This window comes from Parabacteroides sp. AF48-14 (genome assembly GCF_003477465.1).
GTDB classification, from domain to species: Bacteria; Bacteroidota; Bacteroidia; order Bacteroidales; family Tannerellaceae; genus Parabacteroides; species Parabacteroides acidifaciens.
Map to the genome: position 1 here is coordinate 1 of NZ_QUDI01000014.1, position 15131 is coordinate 15131.

Sequence of the window (15131 nt, forward strand, 5' to 3'; positions counted from 1 at the left end):
TTGCCAGATTCAGCAGTGGAGAGAAGTCTGCTTAACTGATAATCTCGTGACTAAACGTATAAAAACGCTAAAGTTCGCAGTATAAAAATGAACGACAGTTTTTGGACACCCTACCTGTAGGGGCGACAGAACTTAGCCCAAGGCGTGAGCCTTGGGGGAAAGGCCCCTACCCTAACACTAAAGCCCTGTAAGGGCGACACAATGTTTTCTATATACAAAGTGTCGCCCCTACAGGGCTTTTATCATAATGAGGAACTCCTATCCCCCAGGCTCACGCCCTGGGCTAAGTTCTGTCGCCCTTACAGGGCTTTGATAGTATTATTCGGCAGCTTTTTCTTCAGCAACCGGTGCTTCTGCAACAGGAGCTTCGACAGCGGCTTCAGCAGCTGTAGCTTTCTTACGAGAACGTCTTGTCTTCGTAGCTTTCTTAGTTGTAGCTGCGCTCAACATGTTTTCGTTGTAATCAACCAGTTCAATGAAGCACATGGCTGCGTTGTCACCCAGACGATTGCCAGTCTTCAGGATACGTGTGTAACCACCCGGACGGTCGCCGATCTTCTGAGATACTTCCTTGAACAATTCTGTTACAGCAAATTTGTCCTGCAAATTGCTGAATACCACACGTCTTGAGTGAGTTGTATCCTCCTTAGACTTAGTGATAAGCGGTTCTACAAATTTACGAAGCGCTTTAGCTTTTGCAACAGTAGTAAAGATTCTCTTATGCTTGATAAGGGAACATGCCATGTTTGAAAGCATCGCGTTACGGTGAGTATTTGTACGACCCAAATGATTTATTTTTTTATTATGTCTCATCGCTATACTTACTCTTTATCTAATTTATACTTAGTGATATCCATACCGAATGAAAGGTTCAGACTTTCAAGCAGTTCGTCAAGCTCGGTCAGTGACTTCTTACCGAAGTTACGGAACTTCAACAGATCATTCTTGTTGAATTTAACCAGTTCGCCTAACGTTTCAACATCTGCGGCCTTCAAGCAATTCAATGCGCGAACGGAAAGATCCATATCCGAGAGTTTGCTCTTGAGCAACTGGCGCATGTGAAGTACTTCTTCATCGAATTCCTCATTACCGTCAGTATCAACTGTCTCGATAGCAATCTTTTCATCTGAGAACAACATGAAATGGTGAATCAGAATCTTAGCTGCTTCTTTTAACGCTTCCTTCGGATGAATAGAACCATCAGTGGCTATTTCAAGAACCAACTTTTCGTAGTCCGTCTTCTGCTCAACACGGAAGTTTTCGATTGAATATTTGACGTTACGCACAGGTGTGTAAATAGAGTCGATTGCAATCACGTGCATGTCTGCGTTCGGGTCTCTGTTTTCATCAGCGGGAACATATCCGCGACCTTTGTTAATCGTCAGTTCAATCTGGAAACCTGCGTTCGGATCTAAGCGACAAATAACCAACTCAGGATTCAATACTTCGAATCCGGTCAGCTGTTTACCTATATCACCGGCTTTGAACACTTCCGAACCCGAAACAGTAATACTTACTTTTTCATTCTCTATGTCGTCTACAATATGCTTGAACCGGACTTGTTTCAGATTCAAGATTATGTTTGTCACATCCTCGATCACGCCGGGAATTGTACCAAATTCATGGTCAACGCCTTCGATCTTAATGGATGTAATAGCAAAACCTTCAAGTGACGACAGGAGAATACGACGTAGAGCATTACCTATTGTAATACCATAGCCGGGTTCCAACGGACGAAATTCAAACTTTCCGAAGAAATTGTCCGCTTCCAACATTAATACTTTATCGGGTTTTTGAAATGCTAATATCGCCATGGAAATCAATTATTATTTAGAATACAATTCTACGATCAACTGCTCTTTAATGTTTTCAGGAATGTCAGCTCTTTCCGGCAGATGCAGTAATTTTCCGCTTAAAGAAGACTGATCCCATTCGATCCAGGGATACTTGCTGTGATTGAATCCTGACAATGCGTCAGCAATCACTTCAAGTGATTTGGATTTTTCTCTAACACCAATAACCTGACCGGCTTTTACAGAGTAAGAAGGAATGTTTACAACCTTACCGTCTACTGTAATGTGACGATGAGAAACCAACTGACGAGCTGCAGCACGCGTCGGGGCGATACCCAAACGGAATACTACGTTGTCCAGACGGCCTTCCAGGAGCTGCAACAGCACCTCACCGGTAATACCTTTTGAACGTGAAGCCTTTTCAAACAGGTTTCTAAATTGTTTTTCCAATACACCGTAAGTGTATTTTGCTTTCTGCTTCTCACGAAGCTGGATTCCGTACTCAGAAGTTTTTCTTTTGCGGGCGTTTCCGTGCTGTCCGGGAGGATAGTTCTTCTTTGAAAGAACTTTATCCGGTCCGAATATTGCCTCACCAAACTTACGGGCAATTCTTGTTTTAGGTCCAGTATATCTTGCCATTTTTTTATTGTTTTAATGTTCTGTTCTGAATCTGGAACCGTGCAGCCGCGATTACAGAGAGGATAAGGTCTTTGTGTAATCTATTCACAATTCCGGATTCAATGTTCAAGAAACTATAGTTAATTATACTCTTCTCTTTTTCGGAGGACGACAACCATTGTGAGGAAGCGGAGTAACGTCAACGATTTCTGTTACTTCAATACCGGCACCGTGAATTGTACGGATAGCAGACTCACGTCCGTTACCCGGGCCCTTAACGAATACTTTTACTTTTCTCAAACCAAGATCATAAGCTACTTTTGCACAATCCTGAGCTGCCATCTGAGCGGCATACGGAGTGTTCTTTTTAGAACTTCTGAATCCCATCTTACCAGCAGAAGACCAACTGATAACCTGACCTTCGCTATTAGCAAGAGACACAATAATGTTGTTAAAAGAAGAATGAATATGAGCTTGACCGTAAGCGTCAACTTTTACGTTTCTCTTCTTTGCTGCGACTGATTTCTTTGCCATATCAATTCTTATTATTTAGTAGCTTTTTTCTTATTTGCAACAGTTTTCTTCTTACCCTTACGAGTACGAGCATTGTTCTTTGTGCTCTGGCCTCTCAAAGGCAAACCAATACGGTGACGAACACCTCTGTAACATCCGATATCCATCAGACGCTTGATGTTCAGCTGAACTTCTGAACGAAGATCACCTTCTACTTTATACTCAGCGCCAATGACTTCACGTACTTTTGCAGCCTGATCGTCTGTCCAGTCTTTTACTTTGATATCACGATCGATGCCTGCTTTATCTAAGATGGATTTTGAAGCACTACGACCAATACCGTAAATATAGGTCAAGGCAATTTCTCCTCTTTTATTTTGTGGCAAGTCTACACCAACTATTCTTATAGCCATATTACTTACTTAAATTATTTTGCAAAAATAATAAATTATCCTTGACGTTGTTTATACTTAGGATTTTTCTTGTTAATTACGTATAAGCGTCCCTTTCTTCTAACGATTTTACATTCGGGAGTACGCTTCTTTAAAGATGCTCTTACTTTCATATCTTGTTGTTTTTTTTATTTATATCTAAAAGCAATTCTACCTTTCGATAGATCATACGGAGACATCTCAACTCTTACTTTATCACCCGGGAGAATCTTAATGTAGTGCATTCTCATCTTCCCTGAGATATGAGCAGTAATTTCATGTCCGTTCTCTAATTCTACACGAAACATTGCGTTTGACAATGCTTCTACTATAACTCCATCTTGTTCAATTGCTGACTGTTTAGCCATATAAATTAAATCAAATTAAATTGCGTTATTACCTAAAACTTCTTCTAAAAACTCGAATGAAGATAAGATCTGGGGACCGTCGGGACGGATCGCGATACAATGCTCGAAATGAGCCGAACACTTTCTGTCTTTCGTGCGGACTGTCCATCCGTCTTTCTCAAAAGCTACATTCTTGCTTCCCATATTGATCATCGGTTCTATGCAGATACACATACCGCTGCGTAATAAGGGACCGCAACCGGGGCGCCCGTAATTGGGGACTTCCGGTTCTTCGTGCATCTTACGTCCGATTCCGTGACCGACCAGCTCTCTGACAACAGAGTAACCTTTCGATTCGCAATAGGACTGTACGGCATGGCTGATATCACCCAGGCGTTTGCCTTCGAGGGCATGCTGGATACCCAAGTAAAGTGATTCTTTTGTTGTCTTCAACAAGGCTTTCACTTTGGGATCGACTTCGCCTACACAAAAGGTATAAGCGGAATCTCCGACAAAACCATTCAACACCGTACCGCAATCGACAGATATAACGTCACCTTCTTTCAAAACTGCTTTCTCGGAAGGGATGCCGTGTACTACCTGCTCGTTTACGGAAGCACAGATTGAGTTTGGAAAACCACCGTATCCTAAAAAGGCCGGAACTGCACCATTATCTCTAATGAATTCCTCGGCAATCTTATCGAGTTGAAGCGTATTCACGCCGGGAGCGATATGTTTGGCTAATTCGCCAAGCGTCTTACCCACCAGTTGATTCGCGGCACGCATCAACTCTATTTCTTCATCTGTTTTTAAATAGATCATTCTATTAGTAAGCGGCAACTGAGCCTGTACGACCTTTAATTCTTCCTGACTTCAACAAACCGTCATAATGACGCATCAACAAATGACTTTCTACTTGCTGCAGTGTATCCAACACTACACCAACCAGGATCAACAAAGATGTTCCGCCAAAGAATTGGGAGAACGCCATACTTACACCGGCGATCCGGGCAAAAGCAGGCATGATTGCCACTAATGCAAGGAAGAATGCTCCCGGCAAAGTAATACGGTCCATGATGGTATCCAAATAATCTTTGGTACTCTTTCCCGGCTTGACACCCGGAATGAACCCGTTGTTTCTCTTCAGATCATCCGACATCTGGGTAGGATTGATCGTGATAGCTGTATAGAAATATGTAAACAAGATAATCAGTACAGCAAATACGAAGTTGTACCAAAATCCGGTATTATCCATAAAGGCAGCTACAAAGCCGGAACGTTCGCCCGTGCTTGAGAAACCAACAATTGAAATCGGAATAAACATGATTGCCTGGGCAAAGATGATAGGCATTACGTTTGCAGCATTCACCTTCAGGGGAATGTACTGGCGTGCGCCACCATATTGTTTATTTCCAATGATCCGTTTTGCATACTGTACGGGGACCTTACGGGTACCTTGTACCAACAGGATAGCACCTGCGATAACCAGCAAAAGGAACAACATTTCAAACAGGAACATAACCAGACCACCGGTTTTTTCACTTGTTCTTGAAATAAATTCTTCGAACAGCGAGTGCGGCAGACGGGCTATAATACCAACTAAAATGATAAATGATATACCATTTCCAACACCTTTATCTGTAATTCTTTCACCAAGCCATAAGATAAACATACTTCCAGCAGCTAAGATAACTGTAGAAGATACTGTAAACCATATACCTGCAGGCAGAGCTGCTCCGGCGGCTTTCAGCTGTACACTTAAGTTAACAAGATAAGTAGGACCCTGGAACAGAAGAATAGCCACTGTCAGGTAACGAGTCCACTGGTTGATCTTACGACGACCACTTTCGCCTTCTCTCTGTAATTTCTGGAAAGAAGGAACTGCAATTGCCATCAACTGCATCACAATGGAAGCGGAGATATACGGCATAATCCCTAATGCAAAAATAGAAGCATTAGAGAATGCACCACCAGAGAACATGTCCAACAATGCCAGCAATCCGCCTCTTGTCTGTTCCTGCAAAGCGGTCAACGCTTTAGGATCAATACCCGGAAGTACAACGTATGTACCGAAACGGTATATCGCCACTAACAAAAGAGTGGTGAGGATCCGATTTCTCAGATCCTCAATCTTCCAGATATTTTTTATTGTTTCAACTGCTCTCATAACTTAGAGTTTAACAACAGTTCCACCTACAGCCTGGATAGCTGCTTCAGCACTCTTTGAGAAAGCGTGAGCTTCCACTTCAAGTTTCGCTGTCAAGCTACCTTTAGCAAGGATTTTAACCAACTGGGAAGCTGAAATGAAACCAGCTTCGATCAAATCATTGATACCAATCTTTGTGAGCTGCTGAGCTTCAGCCATGCCCTGTAATGTAGAAAGATTGATAGCTTTATATTCTACGCGGTTAATATTCTTGAAACCAAATTTAGGTAAGCGTCTCTGTATAGGCATCTGACCACCTTCGAAACCAATCTTCTGGCTGTAACCGGATCTTGATTTCGCACCTTTATGACCTCTTGTTGAAGTTCCTCCTAATCCTGAACCCGGACCACGGCCGATTCTCTTTCTGGTCTTGGTAGATCCTTCAGCAGGTTTTAAATTTGATAAGTTCATATCGTATAATTTATTTTTCAACCGTTATTACTTTACTACTGAAACCAAATGTTTCACTTTCTCAACCATACCCAGAATTGCCGGAGTAGCTTCATGTTCTACTACCTGGTTCATTTTCTTCAGACCCAGTGCATCAAGAGTTCTCTTTTGGTCTTTCGGGCATTTAATTCTACTTTTTGTCTGCTTAACTTTGATAGTTGCCATAACTTATTATCCTCCCTAATTAACCTCTGAATACTTTTTCAACTGCAACACCTCTGTTCTGAGCAACCATCAACGGGCTTCTCAACTCACTCAGTGCAGCGATAGTCGCTTTCACCAGGTTGTGAGGGTTAGAAGAACCTTTTGACTTAGCCAAAACGTCTGTGATACCAACACTTTCCAATACGGCACGCATAGCACCACCAGCCTTCACTCCGGTACCGTGAGATGCCGGTTTGATCAGCACCTGAGCACCACCGAACTTAGCTAATTGTTCGTGAGGGATAGTTCCTTTATGAACGGGAACCTTGATCAAGTTTTTCTTTGCAGCTTCAACACCTTTAGCGATAGCTGTCGTGACTTCACCGGCTTTTCCCAAGCCCCAACCAACGATGCCGTCTTCATTTCCTACTACAACGATTGCAGCAAAACTGAATGTACGTCCACCCTTAGTTACTTTAGTTACGCGGTTGATTGCAACCAAACGGTCCTTCAACTCTATGTCGTTGGTCGACTTAACTCTATTATTAACTCCTGCCATCTTCATTAAAATTTAAGGCCGCCGTTACGTGCAGCATCAGCTAATTCTTTAATTCTCCCATGATACAGGTAACCGTTACGGTCGAAAACGACAGCTTGTACACCAGCTTCCTGGGCTACTTTAGCGATCTGTTCTCCAACCTTGGCAGCAATCTCCTTTTTCGGAGCTTTAACATCCATCTTCAGAGATGATGCTGCAGCCAGAGTCTTACCTGTAGTGTCATCAATAACCTGTGCATAGATCTGCTTGTTGCTTCTAAACACAGTCAGGCGCGGACGTTCAGGAGTTCCTGAGATCTTACCGCGTACACCTGCTTTTATCTTTAATCTTCTTTCTTCCTTCGTTGTCATGATAATTTCAGTTTACGTAGATTACTTACCTGCTGATTTACCAGACTTTCTGCGAATTTCTTCACCCACGAACTTGATACCTTTACCTTTATACGGTTCCGGCATTCTGAATGAACGAATCTTAGCACAAATCTGTCCCAGTAATTGTTTATCAGCCGATTCAAGGATAATAAGAGGATTTTTATTTCTCTCTGCCTTTGTTTCAACTTTCACTTCTTTAGGCAACTGCATGTAAATGTTGTGTGTATAACCTAAAGAAAGGTCTAACAGCTGACCTGTATTTGTCACACGGTAACCAACACCGACAAGTTCCAGTTCTTTCTTATATCCTTCTGAACATCCGATCACCATGTTGTTGATCAGTGAACGATACAAGCCGTGCAATGCACGATGGTTCTTTTCGTCTGTCGGACGTGTCAGATGGATGATTCCATCTTCCAAAGTCACATTAATATCAGGATTCACAGCCTGAGTCATCTCACCTTTGGGACCTTTTACAGTCACTACATTATCCTTAATGGTAACCGTAACACCGGCCGTACATGAATTGGTAATTTTCCTATTCTTGACATTCTTCTTTCCTCCTAATTAATAAACATAACATAATACTTCGCCGCCGATCTTCAGATCACGTGCTTCTTTGTCTGTCATCACACCCTTAGAAGTAGAAAGAACGGCAATACCTAAACCATTCAATACTCTCGGCATTTCCTTGTAACCAGTGTACTTACGCAAACCAGGGGTAGAAACTCTCTCAAGTTTCTTGATTGCATTAACTTTGTTTACCAGGTCATACTTCAAGGCAATCTTAATTGTACCCTGAGGACCATCTTCTACAAACTTGAAATTAAGAATGTAGCCCTTGTCGAAAAGGATCTTTGTGATCTCTTTCTTTAAATTTGACGCCGGCACTTCAACAACTCTGTGCTTCGCTTTAATTGCATTACGCAATCTTGTCAAATAATCTGCAATAGGATCTGTCATATATAAATGAATTAAATTGATCCGGACACCCGGACAATATTTAAATTAAAAAACTCTTACCAACTTGCTTTCTTTACACCCGGGATTAAACCATTAGATGCCATTTCACGCAGTTGAATACGAGAAATACCGAACTGGCGTACATAGCCTTTCGGACGTCCTGTAATTTTGCAACGGTTGTGCAAACGTACAGGAGAAGCATTTTTAGGTAAAGCCTGTAAAGCTTCATAGTCACCTGCTGCTTTCAGTTCTGCTCTTTTAGCAGCATATTTAGCTACGAGCTTTGCTCTTTTCACCTCACGGGCTTTCATTGATTCCTTTGCCATAACTACTTAGTCTTTTTTTGCATTTTTAAAAGGCAATCCAAATTCTCTCAAGAGAGCATACCCTTCTTCATCTGTTTTCGCAGAGGTCACAAAGGTAATATTCATTCCCAATATTTTGGTAATATTATCGATATTTATTTCAGGGAAAATGATTTGTTCCTGAATACCGAGTGTATAATTACCTCTTCCGTCCAATTTGCTTTCGATGCCCTTGAAGTCACGGATACGGGGAAGAGCCACGCGAACGAGTCTTTCCAGGAATTCGTACATCTGTTCACGACGCAATGTTACCATTACACCGATCGGCATTTTCTTACGCAATTTGAAGTTAGAGATATCTTTCTTTGAAACTGTCGCAACAGCCTTCTGGCCTGTGATAGTTGACAATTCGCTGATAGCGATATCAATAATCTTCTTATCAGCAGCAGCCATACCTAAACCTTGATTGATAACAATCTTCTTCAGTACGGGCACCTGCATAACGGTTTTATAACCGAACTCTTTCGTCAAAGCAGGAACAATTCTGTCCTGATATTCTTTCTTAAGACTGGCAGTATTGCTCATTACTTAATTTCCTCCCCTGATTTTTTAGAATAACGCACTAAAGCACCTTTTTCGTCTAATTTACGACCAATACGTGTCGGCTTGCCGGATTTCGGGTCAACGACGTTTAGGTTAGAAATATGAATCGGGGCTTCTTTCTTTTCAATTCCTCCCTGAGGATTCTTTGCATTAGGCTTGGTATGCTTTGATACCATATTAATACCTTCTACAATGGCACGGCTGTCTTTTACGAGTACTTCTAAAACACGACCTGTCTTACCTTTGTCTTCGCCGGTATTAACAAAAACTATATCGCCTTTTTTGATATGTAATTTGCTCATTACTTTACGTTTTACAAAATTAAAGCACTTCAGGTGCAAGTGAAACGATTTTCATGTTTGTTGCACGAAGTTCTCTGGCAACCGGACCGAAGATACGGCTTCCACGAATATCACCACCGGCATTCAACAATACGCATGCGTTATCATCGAAACGGATGTATGAACCATCCGGACGGCGGATTTCTTTTTTAGTGCGAACAATGATAGCCTTAGAAACAGCACCCTTCTTCACATCACTTGCCGGGATTACACTCTTAATTGCTACTACAATTACATCCCCAACAGAGGCATAACGTTTTCTTGTTCCGCCCAAAACACGGATACACAACGCTTCTTTAGCGCCACTGTTATCTGCTACTACTAGTCTTGATTCTTGTTGTATCATGTTACTTAGCCCTTTCGATTATTTGAACTAATCTCCATCTTTTTGTTTTGCTCAAAGGACGAGTTTCCATAATCTTTACAGTATCGCCGATACCGCATTCATTCTTTTCGTCATGAGCATGATATTTCTTCGTCTTGCTAACGAACTTTCCATAAATGGGGTGTTTTTCCTTCCATTTGATAGCAACCGTGATGCTCTTATCCATCTTGTTGCTGGTAACCACGCCCGTTCTTTCTTTTCTTAAATTTCTAGTTTCCATCAGGCTCAATTATTTGTTGTTAAGTTCTCTCTGGCGCAATTCTGTCTTCATGCGCGCAATCATCCTGCGTTGTTGTTTAATCTGAGCAGGGTTTTCACTCGGAGATATGCTGTGGTTAATTACTTTCTGATCGTAAGCAGTAACTTCAGCATCAATTCTTTCTACTAACTCCTTCGTGCTTAATTCTCTAATTTCTGCAATCTTCATAACAATTACGCATTTTGATTAGCCATATCATAATCACGTCTCACAACAAACTTTGTTGTTACCGGAAGCTTCTGTGCAGCTAAGCGCAAAGCTTCTTTAGCAATATCAAAAGGAACCCCTTCGATTTCGAAAATCAAACGACCTGGAGTAACAGGCGCAACAAACCCTTCGGGATTACCTTTACCTTTACCCATACGTACTTCAGCAGGCTTCTTTGTGATTGGTTTGTCCGGGAAAATACGAACCCAAACCTGACCCTGACGTTGCATATAACGAGTTACCGCGATACGAGCAGCTTCAATCTGACGACCGGTAATCCATTTATTCTCTAACGCTTTTATACCAAACGAACCGAATGCCAGCTGGTTGCCACGTTGAGCTTCGCCCTTCATGCGGCCTTTCTGCTGTCTTCTGAACTTGGTTTTCTTTGGTTGTAACATCTCTTCTTAAATTCTAACGTTTAACGATTAGCTTTCTTTCTCTTGAAGTTCTTTTCTCTGCTGCCGCCGGCATTGTCATTTCTGCGACCTGAATCTTTAGTAGCAGCGAATGAAGGAGCAAGATCTCTCTTACCATATACTTCACCACGGCAGATCCAAACCTTAACGCCGATCAAACCAACCTTCGTCAACGCTTCAGCCAAAGCATAATCAATATCTGCTCTGAATGTGTGTAACGGAGTTCTTCCTTCTTTATACATTTCTGAACGCGCCATTTCAGCACCATTCAAACGACCAGAGACTTGCACTTTAATACCTTCGGCACCCATTCTCATGGTAGAGGCGATAGCCATCTTGATAGCACGACGGTAAGCAATTTTTCCTTCAAGCTGACGAGCAATGTTGTTTGCAACGATAACAGCGTCCAATTCGGGTCTTTTTACCTCAAAGATATTGATCTGAACTTCTTTGTCGGTAATTTTCTTCAACTCTTCTTTCAACTTATCAACTTCCTGACCACCTTTTCCGATGATGATACCCGGACGTGATGTGCAAACTGTAATTGTAATCAACTTCAGCGTACGTTCAATAACGACGCGAGATACACTAGCCTTAGCAAGACGAGCATTCAGATATTTACGGATTTTGCTATCTTCCAGCAAAGTATCTCCGTATTTCTTGCCGCCATACCAATTGGAATCCCATCCACGGATAATTCCCAAACGATTACTAACCGGATTAACTTTTTGTCCCATCTACAAATTAATTTTGACTATCGTTTTTACTAAGTGTATCAACAAACAGAGTTACATGGTTCGAACGTTTACGAATTCTGTAACCTCTTCCCTGAGGAGCCGGACGCATTCTCTTCAATGTAGTAGCGCAATCTACGCTGATTGAAGATACGCACAACTCTCCAGCTTCTGCTTTACGTTCATTCTTCTGTTCCCAATTGGCAATAGCCGAACGAAGCAATTTTTCTACTCTTGCTGCAGCTTCCTTATTAGAAAACTTCAAAACACCAAGTGCACGGAATACTTCCATACCGCGGATCATGTCTACAACGAGACGCATCTTGCGCGGAGAAGTCGGCACGTTACGCAACTTTGCGAAATACATGGTTTTTTGGGCTTCTTTTCTTGCTTCAGCTGATATTCTTTTTCTAGCACCCATTTTATTGATTCTTTTTATTTTCAGATTCCTGAATTCCTGTTACTACCGATTATTTTTTCTTGTTACCGGCGTGACCACGGAACGTACGAGTAGGAGAAAACTCTCCCAGTTTATGACCTACCATGTTCTCGGTTACAAAAACAGGAATAAATTTATTTCCATTATGAACTGCAATAGTATGGCCTACAAAGTCAGGCGAAATCATTGAAGCTCTTGCCCATGTCTTAACGACAGCCTTCTTACCTGACTCATTCATTGCCAGGACTTTCTTTTCCAGCTTGATATTAATGTACGGGCCTTTTTTTAGCGAACGACTCATAGTTTACTTAATTAATCAGATTATTTCTTTCTTCTTTCAATGATATATTTTGAAGAATGCTTCTTCGGAGCTCTTGTCTTCAAGCCCTTAGCATACAAGCCATTACGAGATCTTGGATGACCTCCGGAAGCACGACCTTCACCACCACCCATTGGGTGATCAACCGGGTTCATTACAACACCACGGTTACGAGGACGACGACCTAACCATCTAGAACGACCGGCTTTACCTGATTTTTCAAGACCATGGTCTGAGTTACCTACGCTACCAACTGTAGCCTTACATGCAGCAAGAATCTTTCTGGTTTCACCAGAAGGCATCTTAATAATTGCATAATCGCCTTCTTTTGAAGTCAGCTGAGCAAATGCACCGGCAGAACGTACCATTTTGGCACCCTGTCCCGGACGAAGCTCGATATTATGAATAATAGTACCAACGGGAATATTTGCCATAGGCAAAGTATTACCTATCTCAGGAGCTGCTTCGCTACCTGAAACCACTGTCTGGCCAACTTCCAGTCCGTTCGGAGCAATGATATAGCTCTTTGCTCCGTCTGCGTAATACAACAGTGCGATACGAGATGTACGGTTAGGATCATACTCGATAGACTTAACTGTTGCAGGAATGCCATCTTTATTTCTCTTGAAATCGATAAATCTGTACTTCTGTTTGTGACCGCCACCAAGATAACGCATTGTCATCTTACCTGTGTTGTTACGACCACCTGTACTTCTTTTACCTGTTACAAGAGACTTTTCTGGTGTACTTGCAGTGATTTTATCAAATGCACCAATAACTTTGTGTCTCTGCCCCGGTGTTGTGGGCTTTAATTTACGTATTCCCATTTCTTTTTTTAGATATTACTAAAGAAATCAATTGTTTCTCCTTCTTTCAACGTTACGATAGCTTTTTTGAAAGCTGATTGTTTGCCATTGATAATACCGGATTTGGTATAACGACTTTTCTGTTTGCCTGAGTAGTTGATGGTATTAACATCAACTACGGTAACATTGTACATGTCTTCAATGGCTTTTTTAATCTCTAACTTGTTGGCATCAGGAGAAACACGAAAACCATAGCGATTAGCCATCTTTTCTGTAATCGCTGTTTGCTTCTCAGTTACTATAGGTTTAATAATAATTCCCATTTTTCTACTCCTTATGCGTTAAACAGTTTTTCAATAGCAGCGACTGAACTTTCGGTAAATACAACATTTGCAGCATTTAACACTCCGTATGTATTTAATTCAGAAGCTGTTATAACATTTGCCTTCTCTAAATTTCTGGCCGACAAATATACGAAATTATTTTTCTCTGATAAAACCAAAAGTAACTTTCCGTCAGCCACTTTCAGATTCTTAGCAATTGTTACGAATTCTTTAGTCTTAGGAGCTTCCAAAGTGAAATCTTCTACTACTACGATTGCGTTATTCTTTGCTTTATAAGCCAAGGCAGACTTACGAGCCAGACCCTTTACTTTCTTGTTCAATTTGAACTCATAATCTCTGGGTTTCGGACCGAATACACGGCCACCACCTACCAACACCGGAGAGTTGATGTCACCACGACGAGCTCCACCACCACCCTTCTGGCGGATCAGTTTACGAGTACTACCGGAAACTTCACTTCTTTCTTTCGATTTGTGAGTTCCCTGACGCTGATTAGCCAAATACTGTTTTACATCCAAGTAAATAGCATGATCATTGGGTTCAATTCCAAAGATAGCATCGTTCAATGTTACCTTTCTTCCGGTATCTTCACCTTTAATATTTAATACGCTCAGTTCCATTACTTTTCAATTAATAAGATTGAACCTTTTGCTCCTGGAACAGATCCTTTAACCAATAAAAGATTGTGTTCCGGCATCACCTTGATCACTTGCAGGTTCTGAACAGTTACACGTTCATTACCCATTTGGCCGGCCATACGCATACCTTTGAATACCTTTGCAGGGTAAGAACAGGCACCGATACCACCGGGAGCACGCAAACGGTTATGCTGACCGTGAGTAGTCTGACCTACACCACCGAAACCATGACGTTTTACTACACCCTGGAAACCTTTACCTTTTGATGTACCAACTACATCAACGAAACCTGCATCTTCCAAATAATCTACAGTGATTACATCACCGAGCTTATATTCGGTTTCAAAATTCTTGAACTCGGCCAAGTATCTCTTGGGAGTTACACCAGCTTTTTTAAAGTGGCCCATTTCAGGCTGCGTAGTGTGTTTCTCTTTTTTCTCTTCGAAACCCAACTGTACAGCTTCATAGCCATCATTTTCCAAAGTCTTAATCTGTGTAACTACACAAGGACCCACTTCGATAACAGTGCATGGAAGATTTTTTCCCTCGGCACTGAAAACGGATGTCATTCCGATTTTTTTTCCTAATAATCCTGGCATTTCACTAATTTGTTAATAAACTTACACTTTAATTTCTACTTCAACACCGCTGGGCAATTCCAGCTTCATCAAAGCGTCAACTGTTTTTGCAGTCGAGCTATAGATATCGATTAATCTCTTATAAGAAGAGAGTTCGAACTGCTCACGAGACTTTTTGTTAACGAAAGTCGAGCGGTTCACAGTAAAGATACGCTTGTGCGTAGGCAGAGGTATCGGGCCGCTAACAACTGCACCGGTAGCCTTAACCGTCTTCACGATCTTCTCGGCAGACTTGTCTACCAGAGAATAATCGTAAGACTTTAATTTAATTCTGATCTTTTGGCTCATATTTATATATA

The 15131-nt window shown here is 41.6% G+C and carries 29 protein-coding genes and 1 pseudogene; all 30 read right to left on the bottom strand.

Features of this window, described 5'->3' with window-relative positions; all coding sequences use genetic code 11:
* Positions 1–318 precede the first annotated feature (318 nt).
* A complete protein-coding gene (gene rplQ, locus DW083_RS08220) occupies positions 319–813 on the bottom strand; it encodes a 50S ribosomal protein L17 (protein WP_115497997.1) in 495 nt (164 codons plus the stop codon).
* Positions 814–821: 8 nt separating this feature from the next.
* Positions 822–1814, bottom strand: coding sequence for a DNA-directed RNA polymerase subunit alpha (locus DW083_RS08225; RefSeq protein WP_115497996.1), 993 nt, complete (start codon positions 1812–1814; stop codon positions 822–824).
* A 12-nt stretch (positions 1815–1826) separates the two neighbouring features.
* Positions 1827–2432: a 30S ribosomal protein S4 gene (gene rpsD, locus DW083_RS08230; protein WP_008149909.1), complete on the bottom strand. Its 606-nt coding sequence runs from the start codon at positions 2430–2432 to the stop codon at positions 1827–1829.
* 123 nt (positions 2433–2555) lie between these two features.
* Positions 2556–2945 carry a 30S ribosomal protein S11 gene (rpsK, locus tag DW083_RS08235; protein ID WP_115497995.1) on the bottom strand — a complete coding sequence of 130 codons (390 nt, stop codon included), beginning with the start codon at positions 2943–2945 and terminating at the stop codon, positions 2556–2558.
* A gap of 11 nt (positions 2946–2956) precedes the next feature.
* On the bottom strand, positions 2957–3337 hold the full coding sequence (gene rpsM, locus DW083_RS08240) for a 30S ribosomal protein S13 (protein WP_005634778.1): 381 nt from the start codon (positions 3335–3337) through the stop codon (positions 2957–2959).
* 35 nt (positions 3338–3372) lie between these two features.
* Complete coding sequence (gene ykgO, locus DW083_RS08245; RefSeq protein ID WP_005645768.1) at positions 3373–3489, bottom strand: type B 50S ribosomal protein L36; 117 nt, start codon at positions 3487–3489, stop codon at positions 3373–3375.
* Positions 3490–3504: 15 nt separating this feature from the next.
* Entirely contained in the window at positions 3505–3723 is a 219-nt protein-coding gene (gene infA / locus DW083_RS08250) for a translation initiation factor IF-1 (RefSeq protein ID WP_005634776.1), read from the bottom strand.
* 15 nt (positions 3724–3738) lie between these two features.
* A complete protein-coding gene (map, locus tag DW083_RS08255; protein ID WP_115497994.1) occupies positions 3739–4524 on the bottom strand; it encodes a type I methionyl aminopeptidase in 786 nt (261 codons plus the stop codon).
* Between the two features lie 4 nt (positions 4525–4528).
* On the bottom strand, positions 4529–5869 hold the full coding sequence (gene secY / locus DW083_RS08260) for a preprotein translocase subunit SecY (RefSeq protein WP_122332061.1): 1341 nt from the start codon (positions 5867–5869) through the stop codon (positions 4529–4531).
* Positions 5870–5872: 3 nt separating this feature from the next.
* Entirely contained in the window at positions 5873–6319 is a 447-nt protein-coding gene (gene rplO / locus DW083_RS08265) for a 50S ribosomal protein L15 (RefSeq protein ID WP_115497992.1), read from the bottom strand.
* Between the two features lie 27 nt (positions 6320–6346).
* On the bottom strand, positions 6347–6523 hold the full coding sequence (rpmD, locus tag DW083_RS08270; RefSeq protein WP_005651341.1) for a 50S ribosomal protein L30: 177 nt from the start codon (positions 6521–6523) through the stop codon (positions 6347–6349).
* A 19-nt stretch (positions 6524–6542) separates the two neighbouring features.
* Positions 6543–7061: a 30S ribosomal protein S5 gene (rpsE, locus tag DW083_RS08275; protein ID WP_115498103.1), complete on the bottom strand. Its 519-nt coding sequence runs from the start codon at positions 7059–7061 to the stop codon at positions 6543–6545.
* Between the two features lie 5 nt (positions 7062–7066).
* Positions 7067–7411 (bottom strand): 50S ribosomal protein L18, encoded by a 345-nt coding sequence (gene rplR, locus DW083_RS08280; protein ID WP_005634763.1) that lies wholly within the window; start codon positions 7409–7411, stop codon positions 7067–7069.
* 21 nt (positions 7412–7432) lie between these two features.
* A pseudogene (rplF, locus tag DW083_RS08285) lies at positions 7433–7983 on the bottom strand (50S ribosomal protein L6).
* A gap of 16 nt (positions 7984–7999) precedes the next feature.
* A complete protein-coding gene (gene rpsH / locus DW083_RS08290) occupies positions 8000–8395 on the bottom strand; it encodes a 30S ribosomal protein S8 (RefSeq protein WP_005634758.1) in 396 nt (131 codons plus the stop codon).
* A 56-nt stretch (positions 8396–8451) separates the two neighbouring features.
* A complete protein-coding gene (rpsN, locus tag DW083_RS08295; protein ID WP_115497991.1) occupies positions 8452–8721 on the bottom strand; it encodes a 30S ribosomal protein S14 in 270 nt (89 codons plus the stop codon).
* A gap of 6 nt (positions 8722–8727) precedes the next feature.
* Positions 8728–9285 (bottom strand): 50S ribosomal protein L5, encoded by a 558-nt coding sequence (gene rplE / locus DW083_RS08300; protein WP_008149932.1) that lies wholly within the window; start codon positions 9283–9285, stop codon positions 8728–8730.
* A complete protein-coding gene (rplX, locus tag DW083_RS08305) occupies positions 9285–9605 on the bottom strand; it encodes a 50S ribosomal protein L24 (RefSeq protein WP_115497990.1) in 321 nt (106 codons plus the stop codon). The genes rplE and rplX overlap by 1 nt, the downstream gene beginning before the upstream one ends.
* 19 nt (positions 9606–9624) lie before the next feature.
* A complete protein-coding gene (gene rplN, locus DW083_RS08310; RefSeq protein WP_008149935.1) occupies positions 9625–9990 on the bottom strand; it encodes a 50S ribosomal protein L14 in 366 nt (121 codons plus the stop codon).
* Position 9991: 1 nt separating this feature from the next.
* A complete protein-coding gene (gene rpsQ, locus DW083_RS08315; protein WP_115497989.1) occupies positions 9992–10249 on the bottom strand; it encodes a 30S ribosomal protein S17 in 258 nt (85 codons plus the stop codon).
* Positions 10250–10258: 9 nt separating this feature from the next.
* Complete coding sequence (rpmC, locus tag DW083_RS08320) at positions 10259–10456, bottom strand: 50S ribosomal protein L29 (protein ID WP_075966666.1); 198 nt, start codon at positions 10454–10456, stop codon at positions 10259–10261.
* A gap of 5 nt (positions 10457–10461) precedes the next feature.
* Positions 10462–10896 (bottom strand): 50S ribosomal protein L16, encoded by a 435-nt coding sequence (rplP, locus tag DW083_RS08325; RefSeq protein ID WP_005634742.1) that lies wholly within the window; start codon positions 10894–10896, stop codon positions 10462–10464.
* 20 nt (positions 10897–10916) lie between these two features.
* The gene (rpsC, locus tag DW083_RS08330) at positions 10917–11651 is read right to left on the bottom strand and encodes a 30S ribosomal protein S3 (RefSeq protein WP_115497988.1); all 735 of its coding nucleotides are present in this window, start codon (positions 11649–11651) and stop codon (positions 10917–10919) included.
* 7 nt (positions 11652–11658) lie between these two features.
* Positions 11659–12069 carry a 50S ribosomal protein L22 gene (rplV, locus tag DW083_RS08335; protein ID WP_005634739.1) on the bottom strand — a complete coding sequence of 137 codons (411 nt, stop codon included), beginning with the start codon at positions 12067–12069 and terminating at the stop codon, positions 11659–11661.
* A gap of 49 nt (positions 12070–12118) precedes the next feature.
* Positions 12119–12388 carry a 30S ribosomal protein S19 gene (gene rpsS, locus DW083_RS08340; protein ID WP_028730655.1) on the bottom strand — a complete coding sequence of 90 codons (270 nt, stop codon included), beginning with the start codon at positions 12386–12388 and terminating at the stop codon, positions 12119–12121.
* 20 nt (positions 12389–12408) lie between these two features.
* Positions 12409–13233: a 50S ribosomal protein L2 gene (gene rplB / locus DW083_RS08345; RefSeq protein WP_115497987.1), complete on the bottom strand. Its 825-nt coding sequence runs from the start codon at positions 13231–13233 to the stop codon at positions 12409–12411.
* A gap of 8 nt (positions 13234–13241) precedes the next feature.
* On the bottom strand, positions 13242–13535 hold the full coding sequence (gene rplW / locus DW083_RS08350; protein WP_115497986.1) for a 50S ribosomal protein L23: 294 nt from the start codon (positions 13533–13535) through the stop codon (positions 13242–13244).
* An 11-nt stretch (positions 13536–13546) separates the two neighbouring features.
* Positions 13547–14176: a 50S ribosomal protein L4 gene (gene rplD, locus DW083_RS08355; protein ID WP_115497985.1), complete on the bottom strand. Its 630-nt coding sequence runs from the start codon at positions 14174–14176 to the stop codon at positions 13547–13549.
* The gene (gene rplC / locus DW083_RS08360; protein WP_122332063.1) at positions 14176–14793 is read right to left on the bottom strand and encodes a 50S ribosomal protein L3; all 618 of its coding nucleotides are present in this window, start codon (positions 14791–14793) and stop codon (positions 14176–14178) included. Before rplC ends, rplD begins: the two co-directional genes overlap by 1 nt.
* A 21-nt stretch (positions 14794–14814) precedes the next feature.
* Positions 14815–15120 (bottom strand): 30S ribosomal protein S10, encoded by a 306-nt coding sequence (rpsJ, locus tag DW083_RS08365; protein ID WP_005634728.1) that lies wholly within the window; start codon positions 15118–15120, stop codon positions 14815–14817.
* Positions 15121–15131: the final 11 nt, after the last annotated feature.

Excerpts from the sequence above, each read along its gene's own strand:
- rplX (WP_115497990.1), bottom strand. The coding sequence starts at position 9,605 with ATGAGCAAATTACATATCAAAAAAGGCGATATAGTTTTTGTTAATACC.
- rplV (WP_005634739.1), bottom strand. The coding sequence starts at position 12,069 with ATGGGTGCTAGAAAAAGAATATCAGCTGAAGCAAGAAAAGAAGCCCAA.
- map (WP_115497994.1), bottom strand. The coding sequence starts at position 4,524 with ATGATCTATTTAAAAACAGATGAAGAAATAGAGTTGATGCGTGCCGCG.
- rpsC (WP_115497988.1), bottom strand. The coding sequence starts at position 11,651 with ATGGGACAAAAAGTTAATCCGGTTAGTAATCGTTTGGGAATTATCCGT.
- rpsD (WP_008149909.1), bottom strand. The coding sequence starts at position 2,432 with ATGGCAAGATATACTGGACCTAAAACAAGAATTGCCCGTAAGTTTGGT.
- rpsE (WP_115498103.1), bottom strand. The coding sequence starts at position 7,061 with ATGGCAGGAGTTAATAATAGAGTTAAGTCGACCAACGACATAGAGTTG.
- rpsJ (WP_005634728.1), bottom strand. The coding sequence starts at position 15,120 with ATGAGCCAAAAGATCAGAATTAAATTAAAGTCTTACGATTATTCTCTG.
- ykgO (WP_005645768.1), bottom strand. The coding sequence starts at position 3,489 with ATGAAAGTAAGAGCATCTTTAAAGAAGCGTACTCCCGAATGTAAAATC.
- rplD (WP_115497985.1), bottom strand. The coding sequence starts at position 14,176 with ATGGAACTGAGCGTATTAAATATTAAAGGTGAAGATACCGGAAGAAAG.
- infA (WP_005634776.1), bottom strand. The coding sequence starts at position 3,723 with ATGGCTAAACAGTCAGCAATTGAACAAGATGGAGTTATAGTAGAAGCA.
- rplO (WP_115497992.1), bottom strand. The coding sequence starts at position 6,319 with ATGAACTTATCAAATTTAAAACCTGCTGAAGGATCTACCAAGACCAGA.
- rplQ (WP_115497997.1), bottom strand. The coding sequence starts at position 813 with ATGAGACATAATAAAAAAATAAATCATTTGGGTCGTACAAATACTCAC.
- rpsM (WP_005634778.1), bottom strand. The coding sequence starts at position 3,337 with ATGGCTATAAGAATAGTTGGTGTAGACTTGCCACAAAATAAAAGAGGA.
- rpsK (WP_115497995.1), bottom strand. The coding sequence starts at position 2,945 with ATGGCAAAGAAATCAGTCGCAGCAAAGAAGAGAAACGTAAAAGTTGAC.
- secY (WP_122332061.1), bottom strand. The coding sequence starts at position 5,869 with ATGAGAGCAGTTGAAACAATAAAAAATATCTGGAAGATTGAGGATCTG.
- DW083_RS08225 (WP_115497996.1), bottom strand. The coding sequence starts at position 1,814 with ATGGCGATATTAGCATTTCAAAAACCCGATAAAGTATTAATGTTGGAA.
- rplB (WP_115497987.1), bottom strand. The coding sequence starts at position 13,233 with ATGGGAATACGTAAATTAAAGCCCACAACACCGGGGCAGAGACACAAA.
- rplC (WP_122332063.1), bottom strand. The coding sequence starts at position 14,793 with ATGCCAGGATTATTAGGAAAAAAAATCGGAATGACATCCGTTTTCAGT.
- rpmD (WP_005651341.1), bottom strand. The coding sequence starts at position 6,523 with ATGGCAACTATCAAAGTTAAGCAGACAAAAAGTAGAATTAAATGCCCG.
- rplP (WP_005634742.1), bottom strand. The coding sequence starts at position 10,896 with ATGTTACAACCAAAGAAAACCAAGTTCAGAAGACAGCAGAAAGGCCGC.
- rplE (WP_008149932.1), bottom strand. The coding sequence starts at position 9,285 with ATGAGCAATACTGCCAGTCTTAAGAAAGAATATCAGGACAGAATTGTT.
- rplR (WP_005634763.1), bottom strand. The coding sequence starts at position 7,411 with ATGACAACGAAGGAAGAAAGAAGATTAAAGATAAAAGCAGGTGTACGC.
- rplN (WP_008149935.1), bottom strand. The coding sequence starts at position 9,990 with ATGATACAACAAGAATCAAGACTAGTAGTAGCAGATAACAGTGGCGCT.
- rpsS (WP_028730655.1), bottom strand. The coding sequence starts at position 12,388 with ATGAGTCGTTCGCTAAAAAAAGGCCCGTACATTAATATCAAGCTGGAA.
- rpsN (WP_115497991.1), bottom strand. The coding sequence starts at position 8,721 with ATGGCAAAGGAATCAATGAAAGCCCGTGAGGTGAAAAGAGCAAAGCTC.
- rplW (WP_115497986.1), bottom strand. The coding sequence starts at position 13,535 with ATGGGAATTATTATTAAACCTATAGTAACTGAGAAGCAAACAGCGATT.
- rpsQ (WP_115497989.1), bottom strand. The coding sequence starts at position 10,249 with ATGGAAACTAGAAATTTAAGAAAAGAAAGAACGGGCGTGGTTACCAGC.
- rpmC (WP_075966666.1), bottom strand. The coding sequence starts at position 10,456 with ATGAAGATTGCAGAAATTAGAGAATTAAGCACGAAGGAGTTAGTAGAA.
- rpsH (WP_005634758.1), bottom strand. The coding sequence starts at position 8,395 with ATGACAGATCCTATTGCAGATTATTTGACAAGATTGCGTAATGCAATT.